The following is a 15,753-nucleotide window of genomic DNA, read 5'->3' as shown; positions in this document are numbered from 1 at the left end:
CCTCCCGTACGGCGCCGCGGTTCGATCACCGGGCGGGTCCCTGTCATGGAAGGCCACCGCCGATGTCCGCCGCCGCTCCTGCCGTCCCCGCAGACCCCTTCATACCGCCTGTTCTCGCCGAGGTCGTCCGTTCGGGATTCGTCGAGGGGCGGCATCGGGGCAGCCTGGTGCTGCTGGCCGCGGACGGGTCGGTCGAGCTGGCGCTGGGCGAGGTGACCGCGCCGGTCTTCCCGCGCTCGTCGAACAAGCCGATGCAGGCGGCGGGTGTGCTGCGGGCGGGGCTGGACCTGGCCGGCGAACGGCTGGCTCTCGCCGCCGCCAGCCACTCCGGGGAGGCCTTCCACCGCGATCTCGTCCAGAAGATGCTGGCCGAGCACGGGCTGGACGCCGGGCAGTTGCAGTGCCCGCCGGATCTGCCGCTGGACCCGGCGGAGGCGGAGACGTATCTCGCCGGGGGCGCGGTCCGTGACCGGGTCACCATGAACTGCTCCGGCAAGCACGCGGCGATGCTCGCGGTGTGCGCGCTGCGAGGCTGGCCCCTGGACTCCTACCTGGACCCCGGGCATCCGCTCCAGCAGCTCATCCACACGGTGGTCGAGGAGGCGGCGGGGGAGTCGGTGGCGGCGGTCGGTACGGACGGCTGCGGTGCGCCGCTGATGGCGATCAGCCTCACAGGCCTCGCCCGTGCCTTCCGGTCCTTCGTCCTCGCTGCCCCCGGCTCCGCCGAACGCCGTGTCGCCGACGCCATGCGCGCCCACCCCGAGTACGTCGCCGGCACGCGCCGTCCCGACACCTGGCTCATGCGCGAGATACCGGGTGCCCTCTCCAAGATGGGCGCGGAGGCCGTCCAGGCGGTGGCCCTCCCCGACGGCAGGGCCCTCGCCTTCAAGATCGACGACGGCGCCACCCGAGCACTCGGGCCCGTCCTCGCCCGCGCCCTGTCCCTCCTGGGCACGCAATCCCCCATCCTCTCCACCATCGGCCACGCCCCCCTGACAGGCGGAGGCGTCGAGGTGGGCGAGATCCGAGCGACGTTCTAGGCCCGACCCCCAAACGTTCCTCGCCCCCTTCAGGGGCGCGGGGAACTGCGCGAAAACGGTGCGACAGGGGCGGGCTCGGCGCCCTAGCGTGCCCCCATGAGCCGTCGCGAAGAAATCGACGTACGAACGATCACCGAGACCGAGATCCCGGCCTGGATCCGCGCCCTGAACACGGGGTTCCTCCGCTCCCCGGCCGTTTCGGACCAGGAGATCACCAACCGCGGTTCGAGCATCCTCCCGCAGCGAACCCTCGGCGCGTTCGACACCGGCCTCCCCCCTCGACTTCGCTCGAGCGGGGGGGACCCCCATCGTCGCCACCTTCCGATCGTTCCCGCAGCAGCTCACCACCGTCGGCGGCACCCCCGTCCCCGCCGACGCCATCACCAACGTCTCCGTCACCCCCACCCACCGCCGCCGAGGCCTCCTCACCCGCATGATGGCCACCGACCTCACCGCGGCGAAGGACCGCGGCGACGTGGTCGCCACCCTCATCGCCGCGGAGTACCCGATCTACGGGCGGTACGGCTTCGGCCAGGCCACCACCGCCACCGAGTGGACCATCGACGTCTCCAGGTCGGGCCTGGACCCCCGCTGGTCCGGGCCGGCCGACGGCGCCCGTATCGACCTCGTGGACGGCGAGGACGTACGCAAGCTCGGCCCGGACCTGCACGACCGCCTCCGTCGCACCCAGCCGGGCGCGGTCGGCCGCGACGAGCGCTGGTGGCAGATCAACACCGGCGCACTGAGTCTGAGCGGCGACTCCTGGAAGGAGCCCTTCTACGCCGTGTACCGCTCGGCGACCGGCGAGGTCGAGGGCCTGGTCTCGTACGAGTCGGACGACAACTGGGGCGACGTCAAGCAACCGCTGAACACGGCGGAGGTGAACTGGCTGATCACGGTGACCCCGGCGGCCGAACGCGCCCTGTGGCGGTACCTCTGCTCGATCGACTGGATCGCCCACGTCAAGACCGGCTGGCGGGCCCCCGACGACCTACTCCCGCACGTCCTCCCCGATCCGCGCGCCGCCCGCATCACGACCCAGGCGGACTGGCTGTGGGTGCGGATCCTGGACGTCGTACGGGCTCTGGAGGCGCGTACGTACGCGGGGTCCGGGACCTTGGTCCTGGACGTCACCGACGGGGACGGACTGTCCGCCGGGCGCTACCGCCTGGAGGCCGGACCCGACGGGGCGACCTGCGCACCGACCACGACGACCGCCGATCTCACCCTGAACGTGGGTGAGCTGGCGGCCCTGTGGCTGGGCGACGAGTCGGCGGTGCGGCTCGCCGCGCTCGGGCGGGTGCGCGAAGAACGAGAGGGCGCCGCCGTCGTCGCCGACGCCCTGCTCCGCACGTCCAGGCGACCGTGGTGCCCGGACATCTTCTGATTCCGATTCCGATTCCGATTCCGATTCCGGTTCCGATTCCGAATGGTGCGGTCTGTAAGGGGGTGTGGTGCTCCTTCCGGTTCCGTCGGTGAGTGGTGGTGCACTGCATCCGTAGCCGTGCGGTGGTGCGGTGGTGCGTGGTACGGACTGACCGAGCTCCCGGCTCCCCTCCGGAGGGGAGCCCGGTCAGCCGGACTGCCGGACGGTGGCGTCCGATCAGCCGGACTGGGCGAGCAGCATCACGAGCAGGACGGCTCCGATGCCGCTGATGGTGGTGTTCTTGGCCTTGAGGCCGACGGACAGCGCGACGAACGCGATGATGCCCAACGGCCCGTACTTCCACTGGATGAGTTGCTCGAATCCGATGGCGAGGGCGGCGACGGCGAGAGCGATGAGCGGCATGACGTTCCCTCCTTGGGGTCCTGGGGAGGACGGCTCTGGCGGCCAACCCTCGGGAAGTGTGACCATGTTGCGTAAGTTGGCAACCAACTCACTGGTACTTATCTCCGCGTTGGGTCGACTCATAACCACCTATCCCGCAACTGCCCAAAGATGGCGCGAAGTTGTAGTGTTTGGTCGTGGAACCGGAACACGCCTCCGTCAATGGACGGAACAGGTCACCACGGCCACAGAGGTCACACCGCGAGGTGGCCGACGAGCTGCGCAGCCGGATCAGGTCCGGCCAGCTGCGGCCGGGGCAGCGCATGCCCACGCAGGCCAAGCTGGCCGACGAGTTCGGCGTCGAACGCGGGGCGGTCCGGCAGGCGCTGCGCATCCTGCAGTCGGAACATCTGCTCGTCAATGTGTCCAAAGGGAGCCCGGCGACCGTCGCCGACACCCTGGGACGGGCTCTGACCGGCCCGGAAGCCTCACCGCAGCCCACCACGGTGGCACTCGGCGGCCGGATCACGGCCGCCTTCGAAGCGCCGCACGTGGAGATCGACGCGTTGTGCCTGACGTCGATATCGCTCACCCTTGCCATGGGCGAACCCCTCCGGCAAATTCACGCGGGCCGAATAAAACCGGCCAGGGTGGACGTCCGCGTGCTGCTGCCGAGCAGCGACATCGACCTCGCCTTTCCCGCGCCGGTGGACGCGCCGGTGGACGCCTCGACGGCCGGCCGGCTCCAGCGCAGCTGGCTGACCAACCGCAACGCCCAGGGCCAGGTGCTGCGTCACAACCTGCTCGCCCTGCGCGCCACGCACGGCATCGACGTCAACGTCACCTTTCGCGCGCTCCCCTTCACCCCGCCGGTGAAGTTGTACCTGCTCAACGGGGTCGAGGCACTCTTCGCTTACTACACGCTGACCAGGCGCGAGGAGGAAGTGGACCACGAGTACCTGGAGATGTACGACGTCCAGGGCACCCAGTCCATGCTGTTCCCCTTCGCGCAGGGGACCGGTCTGCGGGACACCACGTTCGTGGAGCAGTCCCACCTCTGGTTCAACGCGCTGTGGGAGACCATCAGCTCGAAGCTGCTGCTCTCGAGCTGACCGACTCTCCCCTGCACATCACAGGGCAGGACCCGCGACCATCAGGGCGAGGACGACCGCGCCGATGGAGCTGCAGGTGGGGCTCTTGGCCTTGATCCCGATGGTGAGGAGCAGCAGGCCGATGACGCCTGTCGTGCCGTACTGCCACTGCACGAACTGGTCGAAGCCGACGACGAAGAGGGCGGAGAGAAGGGCTATGGCGGGCATGGGCGGTTCTCCTGCTTCTACTGTGGCGTGGTGGTTCCTTTGGGGAGTGCGAGGGTGAGGCCGGGTGAGTCGGTGACGGACTCGGGTGGGGGAGGCAAAACTTCCGCCAACTTGGCTAAGTTGGTGACCAACTCTGATTAAGTTGTCCCCACTTGGCTGCTATCCATAAACAACTTTCAAACAACTCCCCGTAGATGGGCGAGAGTTGTAGCGTTTGGTCGTGACCCAGGAGAACGTTGCAGTGAACGGCAGCAGAAGGCTCTCGCCCCAGGAGATCGCCGACGCCCTGCGGGATCGGATCCGAGCCGGTGACCTGAAGGCGGGCGACCGCCTGCCAACTCAGGCCGAGTTGGCAGAGGAGTTCGGTGTCGAGCGGGGCACCGTCCGGCAGGCCCTGCGCGCGCTCCAGGACGACGGACTGCTGAGCAACGTCAGCAAGGGCAGCCCCCCGCGGATCGCGGAGCCGCCGGCCTCGGCACGGAACGAGCCGCAGACGACGATGGTCGGACTGGCTCCCCGGCTGGCGGACGCGTTCTCCGCGCCGCACGTCCGGGTCGACGCGGCCTGCCTGACCGCCGAGACCCTGATGCTGGCGCTCGGCGAACCGGTCCGGCTGATCCACGAGGGCCGTATCCGCCCGGAGTCGATCGACGTCCGCATCCTGCTCCCGTCCCGGGACATCAACCTCGCCTTCCCGGTCCCCGTCGACGGCCGCGGTGACGACGACCCGGTCCACGAACGCTGGCTCGCCCAGCGCAACGCCCAGGTCCACGTCCTCCAGCACAACCTGCGCGCCCTGCGTTCCTCGCACGGCATCGACGTACGCGTGGCGTTCCGGGCCCTGCCCTTCACCCCGCCCATCAAGCTGTACCTGCTCAACGGCGCCGAGGCTTTAATCGCCTACTACATGGTCACCCGGCGCGAGGAGGAGATGGCCGACGTGACGCTGGACATGTACGACGCCCTCGGTTCGGACTCCCTCCTCTTCTCCTTCGAGAAGCGGACCGGTCAGCGGGACGCCGCGTTCGTGGACCAATCCCAGAAGTGGTTCGACGCCCTCTGGGAAACCATCACCACGGACCTGACACTCTCCTAGTGACTTCTGATACGGCGCAGACTGAACCTGTGGCAGCAGAGACCGAGAACTTGCGGGAAGTGATCGAACGCGCTCGCTTTGTGCTCTTCGACTTCGACGGGCCGATTTGTCGGCTCTTCGCGGGGCACTCCGCGGAGGACGTGGCGAAGGACCTGGTGGAGTGGCTGGAGCGGCAGGGGCTGCGGGGACTGCTCACCGAGGAGGAACAGGTCCACCCGGACCCGATGGTCGTCCTCTACGCCGTCCACCGCCGCCATCCGCACAGCGATCTGGTGAGCGAGCTGGAGGAACGTCTGACCCAGCAGGAACTCAAGGCGGTGCCCTCCGCCTGGCCCACCGCGTACGCGGACCCGCTGATCCGGACCTGGAGCGCCGTCGGCGCACGGCTGGCCATCGCGACCAACAACTCGGCCCGCACGGCCGGCGGTTACCTCGCGAGCCGGGACCTCACCAACTGCTTCGCCCCCAACATCTACGGCCGGGGCCAGGACCTGCACCACCTCAAGCCGGACCCGCACTGCCTCAACCGCGCCCTGAACGCCCTGGGCGCGGCCCCCGCCGCCGCCTTGATGATCGGCGACGCCCCCTCGGACTACGAGGCCGCCCGCCAGGCCGGCGTCCCCTTCCTCGGATACGCCCACACCGCCTACAAGGAGAAGCTCCTGCGCGAGGCGGGCGCCGAGGACGTGGTGAGCTCACTGGAGCCGGTGCTGAGGGTGCTTCGGGGGTTGGCGTGAGGCGTCGGTAGGCCTGGAGGTGTGAGGGCCTGGAGGTGTCAGGCCTGGATCTGAAGGGTCAGCAGGAAGAAGAGGGCCGCCGACCACCAGGCCAGGCGTGGGTGTCCCGCTCGGACCCCCACCAGAAGGAGGGTCAGCAGAACCAGACCCACCAGCCCGAGCTCCCTCCGCACGATCTGCGTCACACCCAACTCAAGTCCCACGCACACCAGTTGAAAGAGGATCACGTATCCCACCCCGTCCACTTCAGCGAATCCGTCAACTAGTCGTCCAATTGGACTGGTTTCCTTGAATTGGATGTGCCCTGTCTGCTTGATCCCTTAACGGGCAGTCAACTTCCAGCCCTGCCAACCTTCCAATCCGGTCACTCAAGTGCCGGGAGGCGGGTTTGCCCATGGGGCGGGCGAGGTACGGTCGCGGTGTGAGCGGAGAACGCGGCGCGGGAGGCGGTACGGAGTTCCAGCGCATCCTGGAGACGCTGCGAACCCGTATCGCCGACGGCACGTACGCGATCGGCTCCCACTTGCCCGCGCAGCGTGAGCTCGCCGAGGAACTCGGGGTTTCCCGCGACACCGTGCAGCGTGTACTGCGAGAGCTGAACAACGAAGGCTGGATCAAGTCCCGTCAGGGCAGCGGATCGCGGGTCGTGAAAAGCCCGACTCACCTGGGCAACCCGAAACAGGAAGTGCCCCGGGTGCGCGCGACTCTGGGCACCTTCGTCGCACGGGCCTTCGCCCAGCCGACCGTACGGCTGGACGTGTTCACCCTCACCTCGGAGTCCCTGGACGCCCACATCCGACTCCAGGCCGAGCACATCCGGCTCAAGGAGATCACCCCCGAGCGCATCGAGCTGCGCATACTGCTGCCCTCGGAGTCGCTGGACCTTCCCTATCCGCGTATGAAGAAGCCGGGTGAGGGCCAACCCGCGCAGTCGGAACCCGACCAATCGGGCCGGTTGCAGGACCGGCTCCGTGCCATCACCTGGCGGCATACGATTTCGTTGCGTGCCGCGCTGCGCGATCTGCAGACGGAGGGTCTGGTGCCCTCCGTGCGGGTGGAGATCCGGCATGTGCCACTGGCACCGGCGTTCAAGCTGTATCTGCGTCCTGGCGTCGAGGCGCTGTTCGGTCCGTATCAGGTGGTGGAGCGGCCCATCCTGCTGGACGACGGCGTGGAGGTCGACGCCACGGACGTCCTCGGTCTCGGAGCGACCCTGACCCGTCACATCAACGACGAGGGCGATCCGGACTCCTCCGGGTCTGTGTTCATGGAGAGCATGCAGGCCTGGTTCGACTCCTGCTGGCAACTCCTCGCGGATGCGCCCTGAGGTGACGGCGGCACCCCCGGGGTCGGCGGGGAGCACTGGGCCGACGGGAAGTCGACCGGGCCTCCAACAACTCCGTGTTTGCGGGAGGTACAACTCTTTCTCAAGTAGGCACCGATTTCGTAGAGGACTCAGCCGGACTTCTGGGCGGGCACTAGGGTGTGCTCACCCTCATCGCTATGCATGAACATCAGCGATAATGCACAGTTATTCAGGAGTGACCGTGGGTGTTCCGTCGCTGCCCGGCCTGCCCGGCCTGCCCGGCCTGCCCGGCCTGTCCGGCCCGCCGGCTCTGGAGAGTGCGGCGGACACGGCGTACGAGGACTTCGTGCGCTACGCCAGGGCATTCGGGTCGTTCGGCCGCGGTCACCACAACCGGAACTACATGGTGCGCCCGTTCACGGAGAACGACTCCCGTCTCGTGGCGTGCGACGACCGTGCGCCGGTGACGGTGCGGGAACGTATTGCCTCGGTCGTGCCCGTGGTCATCAGGACCTGGCAGGACGAGGCGGAGATCCTCAACACGATCTGGCGTGTGCTGCCGCACGTTCCGCGGTGCCTGGTCAAGCGCGGTGACGTGAGCATCCTCAGCTTTGTCGAGGGCGTGCCGCTGTCGCGCATCTGCCCCAACGGCAAGCCGGTGGAATCCAGCCTGGTCCTCGCGCTGGTGGATCTTCTCGCGGACATGACGCAGGTTCGCAGGCAGCATCTCCCTCCGCTGCCCGCGTCCTGGCCGCGCTCCAGCAGGGACAGCAGAGGCTTTCTGCGGGCGTTGGCATCAGCGGCGGAGGAACAGATCCGCCGGCGTAACTGGAATGATTTCGGTGGGCTGTTCGCGATGCTGGGCATCCCCGAGGACGCGATGGTGCGGTTCGCGGAACGGGTGCCGGCGCTCATCAGCCGCCCCTTCAGCCTGCTCCACACGGACCTGCACCGGGACAACGTCATCGTGTCGTACGACGGTGACCCGCCCCTGATCTGCGTCGACTGGGAGCTGGCGAGCTACGGCGATCCGCTGCACGACCTCGCGACGCACCTCGTGCGCATGAAGTACCCCGACCACCAGTGGCCCGAGGTGATCGAGGCATGGCGTGAGGTCATGGGCCGACGGCGGCCCAAGGCCGTACACGGTCTGGACCGGGACCTGAAGCACTACCTCGCCTTCGAGCGCGCCCAGTCCGTCTATCCGGATGTGATCAGAGCCGCCACGTCGCTTCGTGGCTCCTTCGACCAGCGGGAACTCGAAGCGGCGACGCAGGAGGTGTACCGGGCCCTGAGGCTGGCCGAGGAACCGCTGCGGCTCGCGAGCGTGCCGGACACGGCCGAGATCGAGCGCATTCTCTTCCGCTGGAACGAGTCCCACGCGGGCCGAGATCACCCGAACGGTCCGATCTCACAGATCGTCTGGGAACCCGACGGCCGAGTCCAGCCGCATCCACGGTTTCCCGCGCCCGTCGTGAGCAGGGCCCTCTTCGAGGAGGGGGCCGCGTCCGCGGAACGTGTGTTCAAGGGGACGGCCCATCTCAATACGGCGGTACGGGTGCCGGGATACTCCCTTCCCGTCATGGTTCGCCGGAAGATCGGCACGGCGAACTCCCGGGAGCGCCGGTTCCTCAACGAGCATGCCGTTCTGGGCGCCATCGAGCGGTCAAACGTTTCCGTACGCGCCCCGCGAGTGCTGGCCCTGGGCACCAGCGGCCTGCGAGAGCAGTTCACCATCCAGTCCTACGAAGGTCCGGCGGACGGGTTCCGCCCACCGGACCATCCCACCGACGGGCTCCGGCCGCACGAGGCGGACGATCTCGTGGATCAGCTCGCGGCGCTGACCCTCGTCGCCTACGACACGCTGGATCCCGAAGCGGCGCGGTTGAATTTCTACCGGGAGCTTCAGGGCGAACTGGTCCGCATGGTGACCGAACTCCCCCCGGCGACCCGAGACCTGATGCGAGAACTGGGGCTCCCCAATGGAGGTCGTCTCGGTGAGATCCTCGGTCGCCACACCCTGGTCCCGCGCCGCCCCGTGCTCCTGCACGGCGACCTCAACCCCTGGAACCTCGTGCGCCGTGAGGGTGGCGGTCTGACCCTCATCGACTGGGAGATGGCGATGGTCGGTGACCCGCTGTACGACCTGGTCCGCCACATACACCTCACCCCCACGCGTCCGGAGATCCGTGAGCGCCTCTTCTCCCGCTGGGCCCGTCTGCTGCCCGAGGACTGCACGAAGGGCTGGCGTGAGGACTGGCGTTTCTACCGTTGGATGGAAGTCGTCCGCTCGGCCTATGTGGACCTCGACCGCCTCGTGACCAGCGACAGCCTGGACGCCCCGAACGTCCGCCGTGCGGTGGGCGGCTATGCGATGACTCTGGCCGAAGCCATAGCGGCGCTGGGACTTCCGGGCAAAAGCACGGTGAACCCCTATCTTGCCCGTGCGCTGCCGTACGGGGACCATGTAGGTCAACGGGCGGCTGAGGTCTCCGCGGGCATCTGACTCTCCGCCGGACGCTTCGGCACGGGGGAGGGGACTGCCGATGTCCGGCGACGGGGGCAGAACTGCCGAGGGTGGCCTGAACGCACGTCTGAAGCGGTTCCAGGTCCGCTATGAGCCCATGGTCACGCGCGTCCTGTTACTGGTTCTGTTCGTCACGGAGGTGACCGCCCAGTTCGTGACGCCGCTCGGGGACTTCCTGCAGGACAAGGCGTTCCTCGGGGGCGCGTTGCTCAGCCTGGTCGGCTATGTGCTGTACGACTCGGTGAAGGACCTGGACAGTTCGCTTCGCCGACCGACCCCTCTCCAGGTGAAGTCGCAGGAACTGGGTACTTTCGTGACCAAGGCCTTCCAGGCCCACACGGTGGACATCAGATTTCTCGGCTACACCGGCGAGACGCTCTACCACGAGCTCTACCACCGCCTGGAGCGTCTCCTCGACGACCCCGGGCCGACCAGGCACGTATGCATAAGGGTGCTGATCCCGGACTTCGGGCAGCCGATGACCGTTCCGTCGAGGGTGGGTCCGGATGGCAGGCCGCAGGACGACCCCGCCTACCGCAGAGGCCTCGAAGCGCAGTGCCAGATGTACGACCAGCGATTGTCGGCGATCGCGGAGCGGCTGACCTCGGGTAGGCGGGTGACGGCGGAGTGCGAGTACCGCCTCTACCCGGGCATACCGCGGGACAAGATCTGCGTCTTCAACCGGGAGTTGGCGCTGCACGGTCTCTACGACGTGGTCACCCGGACCGTGCAGCGCAGTTCGGAGCCCGAGTTCTACGACCCCAAGGGCTACCGCACCGACCTCAATGTCTGGTCCAGGGAAGGTGACGAGGACTCCAAGTCCATCGTCGCCACCTGGAACAAGCATCTCGACGACCTGTGGAGCCTGTCGTCGGCCCCGAGCTGGCGCTCTCTCACACCGACAGCACCTCCAGCACCACCTTCCCCACCAACCCCCGCCCCTCAATAGCCGCATGGGCCTGAGCCGCCCGTTCCAGTGGAAATACCTCCCCGATCACCGGCCGCAGCCGCCTCGCCGCGGCCTCGGCATGGGCGGCGGAGGTGAAGCGGCTCAGGTCGGTGGGGCTGAACTGGACGTCGGTGATGCCGAAGAGCCGGATCCCCCGGCGGGTGGCCTCCTCCGTGTCGAGGGGGGAGAAGCCGCCCGCCGCCGCCCCGTGGGCGGAGAACCTGCCGCCGTCGACCGTCAGGGGCAGGGCCGCGGCCCCCAGGTCGCCGCCCACACCGTCCAGGACGACGTCCGCCCCCTCGACGTCCCCGCCGAGCGCCTTGAGGGCGGCGGACACCCAGTCGTCCCGGGTGGCGTCCACCACGTCGTCCGCCCCGAGGTCCCGTACCAGGGCGAGTTTCGCGTCCCCGCGGGCCACTGCGACCACCCGTGCCTCGCGCGCGTGGGCCAGCTGGACGAGCAGCGTGCCCATGCCACCGGAGGCGCCGAGGACCAGTGCGCGGTCGCCGGGGCCCACGGCGGTCAGGTCGAGCAGGCCGTTGGCCGTGACGCCGTCGTGCACCAGAGCCGCCGCGCTGCGCAGGTCCAGGTCGTCGGGTACCACCGTCAGCGCCGACACCGCCGCCACGGCCCGCTCCGCATAGCTGCCCGTGACATAGGACGTGACCCGGCGCCCCAGCCACTCGCCGGGAACGCCCGCCCCCACCGCACCGACGACACCGGACACGCCGCCCCCGGGGACGTACGGCGGAGCCACCTGGAACCATTCCCGCCCCCACCCCGCCCGCACCTGCGTCTCCACGAAGATCGTGTCCACGTACGCCACGTCGATCACGACCTCCCCGGGCCCCGGAACCGGATCGGGAAGATCCACGGGAACCAGGACCTCGGGGCCGCCGAACTCCTTCACCTGCACCGCACGCATCGCAACACTCCTCAAAACCGAAGACAGGTAGGGCCGAACGCCGGACAGTCTTCGACCTGAAGCCTGGTTGAGGTCAAGGAGGGCCGAGGAGGGCCGAGGAGAATCGAGGAGGGGGCAAGGAGGTGCCGGGGCGTGCGTAGGCTCGGGGCATGGGTGAGATCGGACTGCGCGAGCGCAAGAAGCAGCGGATGTACCAGGCTGTCTCCGACATCGCGATCGGACTCTTCCTGGACAAGGGGTTCGACGCCGTGTCCGTCGCGGAAGTGGCCGCCGCCGCCGAGATCTCCAAGCCGACCCTCTTCCGGTACTTCCCGACCAAGGAGGACCTGGTCCTGCACCGGTTCGCCGATCACGAGGACGAACCCGCGCGCGTGGCCGCAGGCGGGCCGTCCCCGCTGACGGCGCTGCGCCGTCACTTCCTCGACGGGCTGGAGCGCCGCGATCCCGTCACCGGCCTCAACGACGCCCCGCAGGTCCTGACCTATCACCGTCTCCTCTACGGGACGCCCTCCCTGGCCGCCGGGATGTTCCGATACGTGGAGCGCTCCGAAGCCGCGCTCGCGGGGGCGCTCGGCGGTGACCTCGGCGCGCGGCTCGCCGCCGGACAGATCATCGCCGTACAGCGCGTCCTCGCCCTGGAGAACTGGCGGCGGATCGCCGACGGTGAGGCCGTCGAGCAGGTGCGGCCCGACGCGGTCGCCGCGGCCGAGGAGGCGTTCGCGCAGCTGGAGGCGGGTCTGCCGCGCTATGCGTAGCTCCGCTGTGCGCAGCTTCATGGGATGAGTGACCGGGCACAGAGGGCTACTGAGTAAAGAATGTTACTCAGTAACGTTATTCGGTATCCTTGGCCGAGTGACGTCTACCGACCCCGCCCTCGCCCGCTCCCTCACCCATGAACGCGCCCACCACGACGCCTGCCGGGCCGGCCTCGCCGCGATGGTCGACGGCGCCGAGGAGCAGGTCGTCACCGGCGAGGACGTCTCCGCCTCCGGTGCCGACGCCGAAGTGCTCGGCAGGCAACTGCGTGGCCAGGCCAGGGATCTGCGCGAACTCCCCGAAGGCCCGCTGTTCTTCGGCAAGCTGGACTTCGCACCCGGCGGTGGTGAGCACGCCGGGCAGAGCTACCACATCGGCCGCCTGCGCATCACCGAACACCCCGCCGCACCACCCCTCGTCATCGACTGGCGCGCCCCCGTCTCACGCGCCTTCTACCAGGCGAGCGCCCGCGACCCCCAGGGCGTGGCCGTGCGCCGGCGCTTCGGCTGGGCGCCGGGGAGCAAGGGGGCCTCCGCGGACCTCACCGGCCTGGAGGACGAACGCATCGGAGGGGGGCGACCGGATAGGGACGGCCACCGATGTGAGGACGGCCGTCGTCGGGATGAGGACGGCCACCGGGATCGGGGCCATGAAGGCGCCTCGGTTCCGGAGAGCCGCATTCTCACGGGCGAGATCGAACGCCCCCGCGTCGGCCCCATGAGGGACATCGCCGCGACCATCCAACCCGAGCAGGACCACCTCGTCCGCGGAGACCTCGCCACGTCCGTGTGCGTACAGGGCGCCCCCGGCACCGGCAAGACGGCCGTCGGCCTGCACCGGGCCGCGTACCTCCTCTACACCCACCCGCAGCGCATCCGGCGCGGTGGACTGCTGATCCTCGGCCCCAACCCCACCTTCCTCGCGTACATCGCCGAGGTGCTGCCCGCCCTCGGCGAGAGCGGCGTACGGCAGTCGACGCTCGGGGACGAGATCGCCCGCCACCCCGTCACGGCGCGCGACGACGAGCGTGCCGCCGCCGTCAAACACGACGCACGGATGGCGGAGGTGCTGCGCCGGGCCCTGTACGGGAACATCGGCACCTACGCCGACCCCCTCGTCGTGCCGGACGGTTCGTACCGGTGGCGGCTGTCGGCCGCGGAACTGAACCGCATCGTGGACGGCGTACGGGCGGAAGAACCTCCGTACGGCATCGGGCGCGAGCGGGTACGGACGCGGGCCGTACGGCGTCTGCGGGAACAGGCCGAATGGCGCGCCGGACCCCAGACGAACGCCTGGGCGCGGAAGGTCTCTGGGTCACGGCCGGTCGGCGGGTACGTCGACGCGGTCTGGCCCCGGATGCGGCCCGAGGAGGTTCTCGCCCGGCTCCTCACCGACGCCGAGGCGCTGGCCGGCGCGGCGGACGGGCTGCTGGACGCCGACGAACAGCAGGCGATCCTGTGGGCGAAGCCGCCCCGCTCGTACAAGTCGGCCCGGTGGTCGGCCGCCGACCTCGTCCTTCTCGACGAGGTCGCCGGGCTGGTCGAACACCCGGAAGGCTACGGCCACGTGGTCGTCGACGAGGCGCAGGACCTGTCACCGATGGAGTGCCGGGCGATCGCGCGCCGGGCCCCCTTCGGGTCGCTCACGGTGCTCGGGGATCTCGCCCAGGGCACGACGCCCTGGGCGGCCCGGGAGTGGGGCGAGCTGCTCGGGCATCTCGGGAAGCCGGATGCCGCCGTGGTGCCGCTGACGATCGGGTTCCGGGTGCCGGAAGCCGTCGTCGGGCTCGCCAACCGGCTGCTGGCACGACTCGACGTGCGCGTACCGCCGGCTCGGTCACTGCGCCGGGACGGGGAGCTGACGGTCCGCGCGGTTGCCGCGGCACGGGACGTACTGCCCGCCACCGTCGACGCGGTGCGCGGCGCGCTCGCGCACGAGGGGTCCATCGGCGTCATCGCCGCCGACCCGGACATCGGGAGGGTGCGCGAGGCGCTGCGCGCCGCCGGGGTCGAGGCGGCGGGGCCCGAGGAACTGGGCGCACGTGTCGCGGTGGTGCCCGCCACCCTCGCCAAGGGGCTCGAGTACGACCATGTGGTGGCCGTCGAACCGGCGGCCGTCGCCGAGGCGGAGGCGCGCGGCCTGCACCGGCTGTACGTGGTGCTCACCCGGGCCGTGTCGCGGCTTGAGGTCGTGCACGCGCGGCCCCTGCCCTGGTGACCCGGCGGCCGGCGGGGCCAGGACCGGCTCTGTGACCCGGCGGGTACCACGGCAGGGGCTGCCCGTCACGGAAGAAGCCGCCGGTCGGGCCGTCGTCCGGACCACGGCAGGCGTACGGGGGTCCGGTCACCGCCCGCGCCACTCGGCGGAGGTCGGCCGACTTCAGGAGCGGGTCAGGGGGTGGCCACTGCCTCCAGGGCCGGGATCAACTGTTCCTCCTCGTAGGCGAGATGGGCTTCCAGCTCCTCCGTCAGGCGCACCACCTCGGGGAGTCCGCGGGCCGGGTCCGCGGGCCGCTCGCCGACCACCCGGCGCAACTCCTCGATCAGCACCGCGATCCGCTCGTGTTCGACGCGCAGCCGGTCCAGGACCGGGGTGAGGCCGGGGTGGCCGTCGGCGAGGGCACGGAAGAGATGGAGGTCCTCGCCGGTGTGGTGCCGGTGCAGGCCCCGGCAGAGGGAGAGGCAGTTGATCCGGAGCTGGGTGCCGAGGGAACTGCCCGAGGTGGCGAACTCGTCGCGGATGAGCGCCAGTTCGCGCCGGAAGGCGTCGTGGATGACCTTCAGCGCCTCGCTCGGCGAGCCCGCGTCGACGTGCGGCGGACCATCCCCGGGGATCTCGCGGAGCGCGACGACGGGGATCACCCGGTCCGTCTTCGCCTGGTACTCCGCCCATCCCGGGTCGGCCTCCACCGCGCGGGCGAAGAGCCGGTCGCGCTCGGCGCCCTCGAGGACGACGGCCTCGGCGTCGTAGGTGAAGACGCCGCTCTCGACCCGCACGCGCGGATGGGCGACGAGGTTGCGGTACCAGTCCGGGTGCCGGTGCGCGCCCCCGGCGGAGGCGATGACGATGACGCGGTCGCCGTCGTCGGGGTAGTAGCCGACGGGGGTGGTGTGCGGGGTTTCGGTGCGGGCGCCGGTGGTGGTGAGCAGGAGGAGCCGGGCTCCCTCGAAATATCCGCCGACTTTCCCGTGGTGGGCGCGGAACTCTTCGATGACTTGCTGATTGAAGGGGTTGGGCATGCGTCGCTTTCTTTTGTTTTCGGGCAGGGTGAATTGCCGCGGGGCGTTTTGGGGCGCGGTGCGGTAGGGGGGTGCGGGAGAGCGCGCGGAA

14 protein-coding genes and 1 pseudogene are annotated in these 15,753 nt (G+C 69.5%); 10 read left to right on the top strand and 5 right to left on the bottom strand.

Going from position 1 to position 15,753, the window contains the following annotated elements:
* The first annotated feature begins 62 nt into the window (after positions 1-62).
* Together ACIRA5_RS11215 and ACIRA5_RS11210 are read left to right on the top strand one after the other, a co-directional pair.
* Positions 63-1,040 carry an asparaginase gene (locus tag ACIRA5_RS11215; protein ID WP_403689601.1) on the top strand — a complete coding sequence of 326 codons (978 nt, stop codon included), beginning with the start codon at positions 63-65 and terminating at the stop codon, positions 1,038-1,040.
* 96 nt (positions 1,041-1,136) lie between these two features.
* A pseudogene (locus ACIRA5_RS11210) lies at positions 1,137-2,427 on the top strand (GNAT family N-acetyltransferase).
* 216 nt (positions 2,428-2,643) lie between these two features.
* Here the strand turns inward: ACIRA5_RS11210 and ACIRA5_RS11205 are convergent.
* Entirely contained in the window at positions 2,644-2,829 is a 186-nt protein-coding gene (locus ACIRA5_RS11205; protein WP_054232402.1) for a hypothetical protein, read from the bottom strand.
* Between the two features lie 170 nt (positions 2,830-2,999).
* Here ACIRA5_RS11205 and ACIRA5_RS11200 point away from each other — a divergent pair, with 170 nt between their 5' ends.
* Entirely contained in the window at positions 3,000-3,920 is a 921-nt protein-coding gene (locus ACIRA5_RS11200; RefSeq protein ID WP_099921906.1) for a winged helix-turn-helix domain-containing protein, read from the top strand.
* Positions 3,921-3,938: 18 nt separating this feature from the next.
* On the opposite strand, the gene ACIRA5_RS11195 is transcribed toward ACIRA5_RS11200, so the two are convergent.
* Positions 3,939-4,127 carry a hypothetical protein gene (locus tag ACIRA5_RS11195; protein ID WP_054232404.1) on the bottom strand — a complete coding sequence of 63 codons (189 nt, stop codon included), beginning with the start codon at positions 4,125-4,127 and terminating at the stop codon, positions 3,939-3,941.
* A gap of 214 nt (positions 4,128-4,341) precedes the next feature.
* Between ACIRA5_RS11195 and ACIRA5_RS11190 the strand changes: the two genes are divergently transcribed.
* Positions 4,342-5,223 carry a GntR family transcriptional regulator gene (locus tag ACIRA5_RS11190; RefSeq protein WP_403689597.1) on the top strand — a complete coding sequence of 294 codons (882 nt, stop codon included), beginning with the start codon at positions 4,342-4,344 and terminating at the stop codon, positions 5,221-5,223.
* Positions 5,172-5,960: an HAD family hydrolase gene (locus ACIRA5_RS11185; RefSeq protein ID WP_403689595.1), complete on the top strand. Its 789-nt coding sequence runs from the start codon at positions 5,172-5,174 to the stop codon at positions 5,958-5,960. Before ACIRA5_RS11190 ends, ACIRA5_RS11185 begins: the two co-directional genes overlap by 52 nt.
* A gap of 38 nt (positions 5,961-5,998) precedes the next feature.
* Here ACIRA5_RS11185 and ACIRA5_RS11180 read toward each other — a convergent pair whose 3' ends face one another.
* The gene (locus ACIRA5_RS11180) at positions 5,999-6,187 is read right to left on the bottom strand and encodes a hypothetical protein (protein ID WP_403689592.1); all 189 of its coding nucleotides are present in this window, start codon (positions 6,185-6,187) and stop codon (positions 5,999-6,001) included.
* Between the two features lie 194 nt (positions 6,188-6,381).
* Here ACIRA5_RS11180 and ACIRA5_RS11175 point away from each other — a divergent pair, with 194 nt between their 5' ends.
* The 3 genes from ACIRA5_RS11175 (at position 6,382) to ACIRA5_RS11165 (ending at position 10,742) form a co-directional block, all read left to right on the top strand.
* On the top strand, positions 6,382-7,287 hold the full coding sequence (locus ACIRA5_RS11175) for a GntR family transcriptional regulator (protein WP_403689589.1): 906 nt from the start codon (positions 6,382-6,384) through the stop codon (positions 7,285-7,287).
* A 220-nt stretch (positions 7,288-7,507) separates the two neighbouring features.
* Positions 7,508-9,772 carry a phosphotransferase gene (locus ACIRA5_RS11170; RefSeq protein WP_403689586.1) on the top strand — a complete coding sequence of 755 codons (2,265 nt, stop codon included), beginning with the start codon at positions 7,508-7,510 and terminating at the stop codon, positions 9,770-9,772.
* A 40-nt stretch (positions 9,773-9,812) separates the two neighbouring features.
* On the top strand, positions 9,813-10,742 hold the full coding sequence (locus ACIRA5_RS11165; protein WP_403689584.1) for a hypothetical protein: 930 nt from the start codon (positions 9,813-9,815) through the stop codon (positions 10,740-10,742).
* Here the strand turns inward: ACIRA5_RS11165 and ACIRA5_RS11160 are convergent.
* Positions 10,687-11,667: a zinc-binding dehydrogenase gene (locus tag ACIRA5_RS11160; protein WP_403689583.1), complete on the bottom strand. Its 981-nt coding sequence runs from the start codon at positions 11,665-11,667 to the stop codon at positions 10,687-10,689. The two genes, ACIRA5_RS11165 and ACIRA5_RS11160, sit on opposite strands and share 56 nt — an antisense overlap.
* Positions 11,668-11,816: 149 nt before the next feature.
* On the opposite strand from ACIRA5_RS11160, the gene ACIRA5_RS11155 reads away from it, so the two are divergent.
* Positions 11,817-12,422, top strand: coding sequence for a TetR family transcriptional regulator (locus ACIRA5_RS11155; protein WP_403689580.1), 606 nt, complete (start codon positions 11,817-11,819; stop codon positions 12,420-12,422).
* A gap of 97 nt (positions 12,423-12,519) precedes the next feature.
* Positions 12,520-14,640, top strand: a complete 2,121-nt coding sequence (locus tag ACIRA5_RS11150) for a HelD family protein (RefSeq protein ID WP_403689579.1) — start codon at positions 12,520-12,522, stop codon at positions 14,638-14,640.
* Positions 14,641-14,813: 173 nt separating this feature from the next.
* Here the strand turns inward: ACIRA5_RS11150 and ACIRA5_RS11145 are convergent, their stop codons facing one another.
* On the bottom strand, positions 14,814-15,662 hold the full coding sequence (locus tag ACIRA5_RS11145; RefSeq protein WP_403689577.1) for a nitroreductase/quinone reductase family protein: 849 nt from the start codon (positions 15,660-15,662) through the stop codon (positions 14,814-14,816).
* Positions 15,663-15,753 lie beyond the last annotated feature (91 nt).

This window comes from Streptomyces sp. NPDC096311 (assembly GCF_044763085.1).
Lineage (GTDB): Bacteria > Actinomycetota > Actinomycetes > Streptomycetales > Streptomycetaceae > Streptomyces.
Note: the sequence above shows the minus strand (reverse complement) of the source record. Positions and strands in the feature narration are given on the sequence as shown.

Coding starts and splice junctions, on each gene's coding strand:
- ACIRA5_RS11215 (WP_403689601.1), top strand. CDS start 63: ATGTCCGCCGCCGCTCCTGCCGTCCCCGCAGACCCCTTCATACCGCCT.
- ACIRA5_RS11205 (WP_054232402.1), bottom strand. CDS start 2,829: ATGCCGCTCATCGCTCTCGCCGTCGCCGCCCTCGCCATCGGATTCGAG.
- ACIRA5_RS11195 (WP_054232404.1), bottom strand. CDS start 4,127: ATGCCCGCCATAGCCCTTCTCTCCGCCCTCTTCGTCGTCGGCTTCGAC.
- ACIRA5_RS11165 (WP_403689584.1), top strand. CDS start 9,813: ATGTCCGGCGACGGGGGCAGAACTGCCGAGGGTGGCCTGAACGCACGT.
- ACIRA5_RS11160 (WP_403689583.1), bottom strand. CDS start 11,667: ATGCGTGCGGTGCAGGTGAAGGAGTTCGGCGGCCCCGAGGTCCTGGTT.
- ACIRA5_RS11155 (WP_403689580.1), top strand. CDS start 11,817: ATGGGTGAGATCGGACTGCGCGAGCGCAAGAAGCAGCGGATGTACCAG.
- ACIRA5_RS11145 (WP_403689577.1), bottom strand. CDS start 15,662: ATGCCCAACCCCTTCAATCAGCAAGTCATCGAAGAGTTCCGCGCCCAC.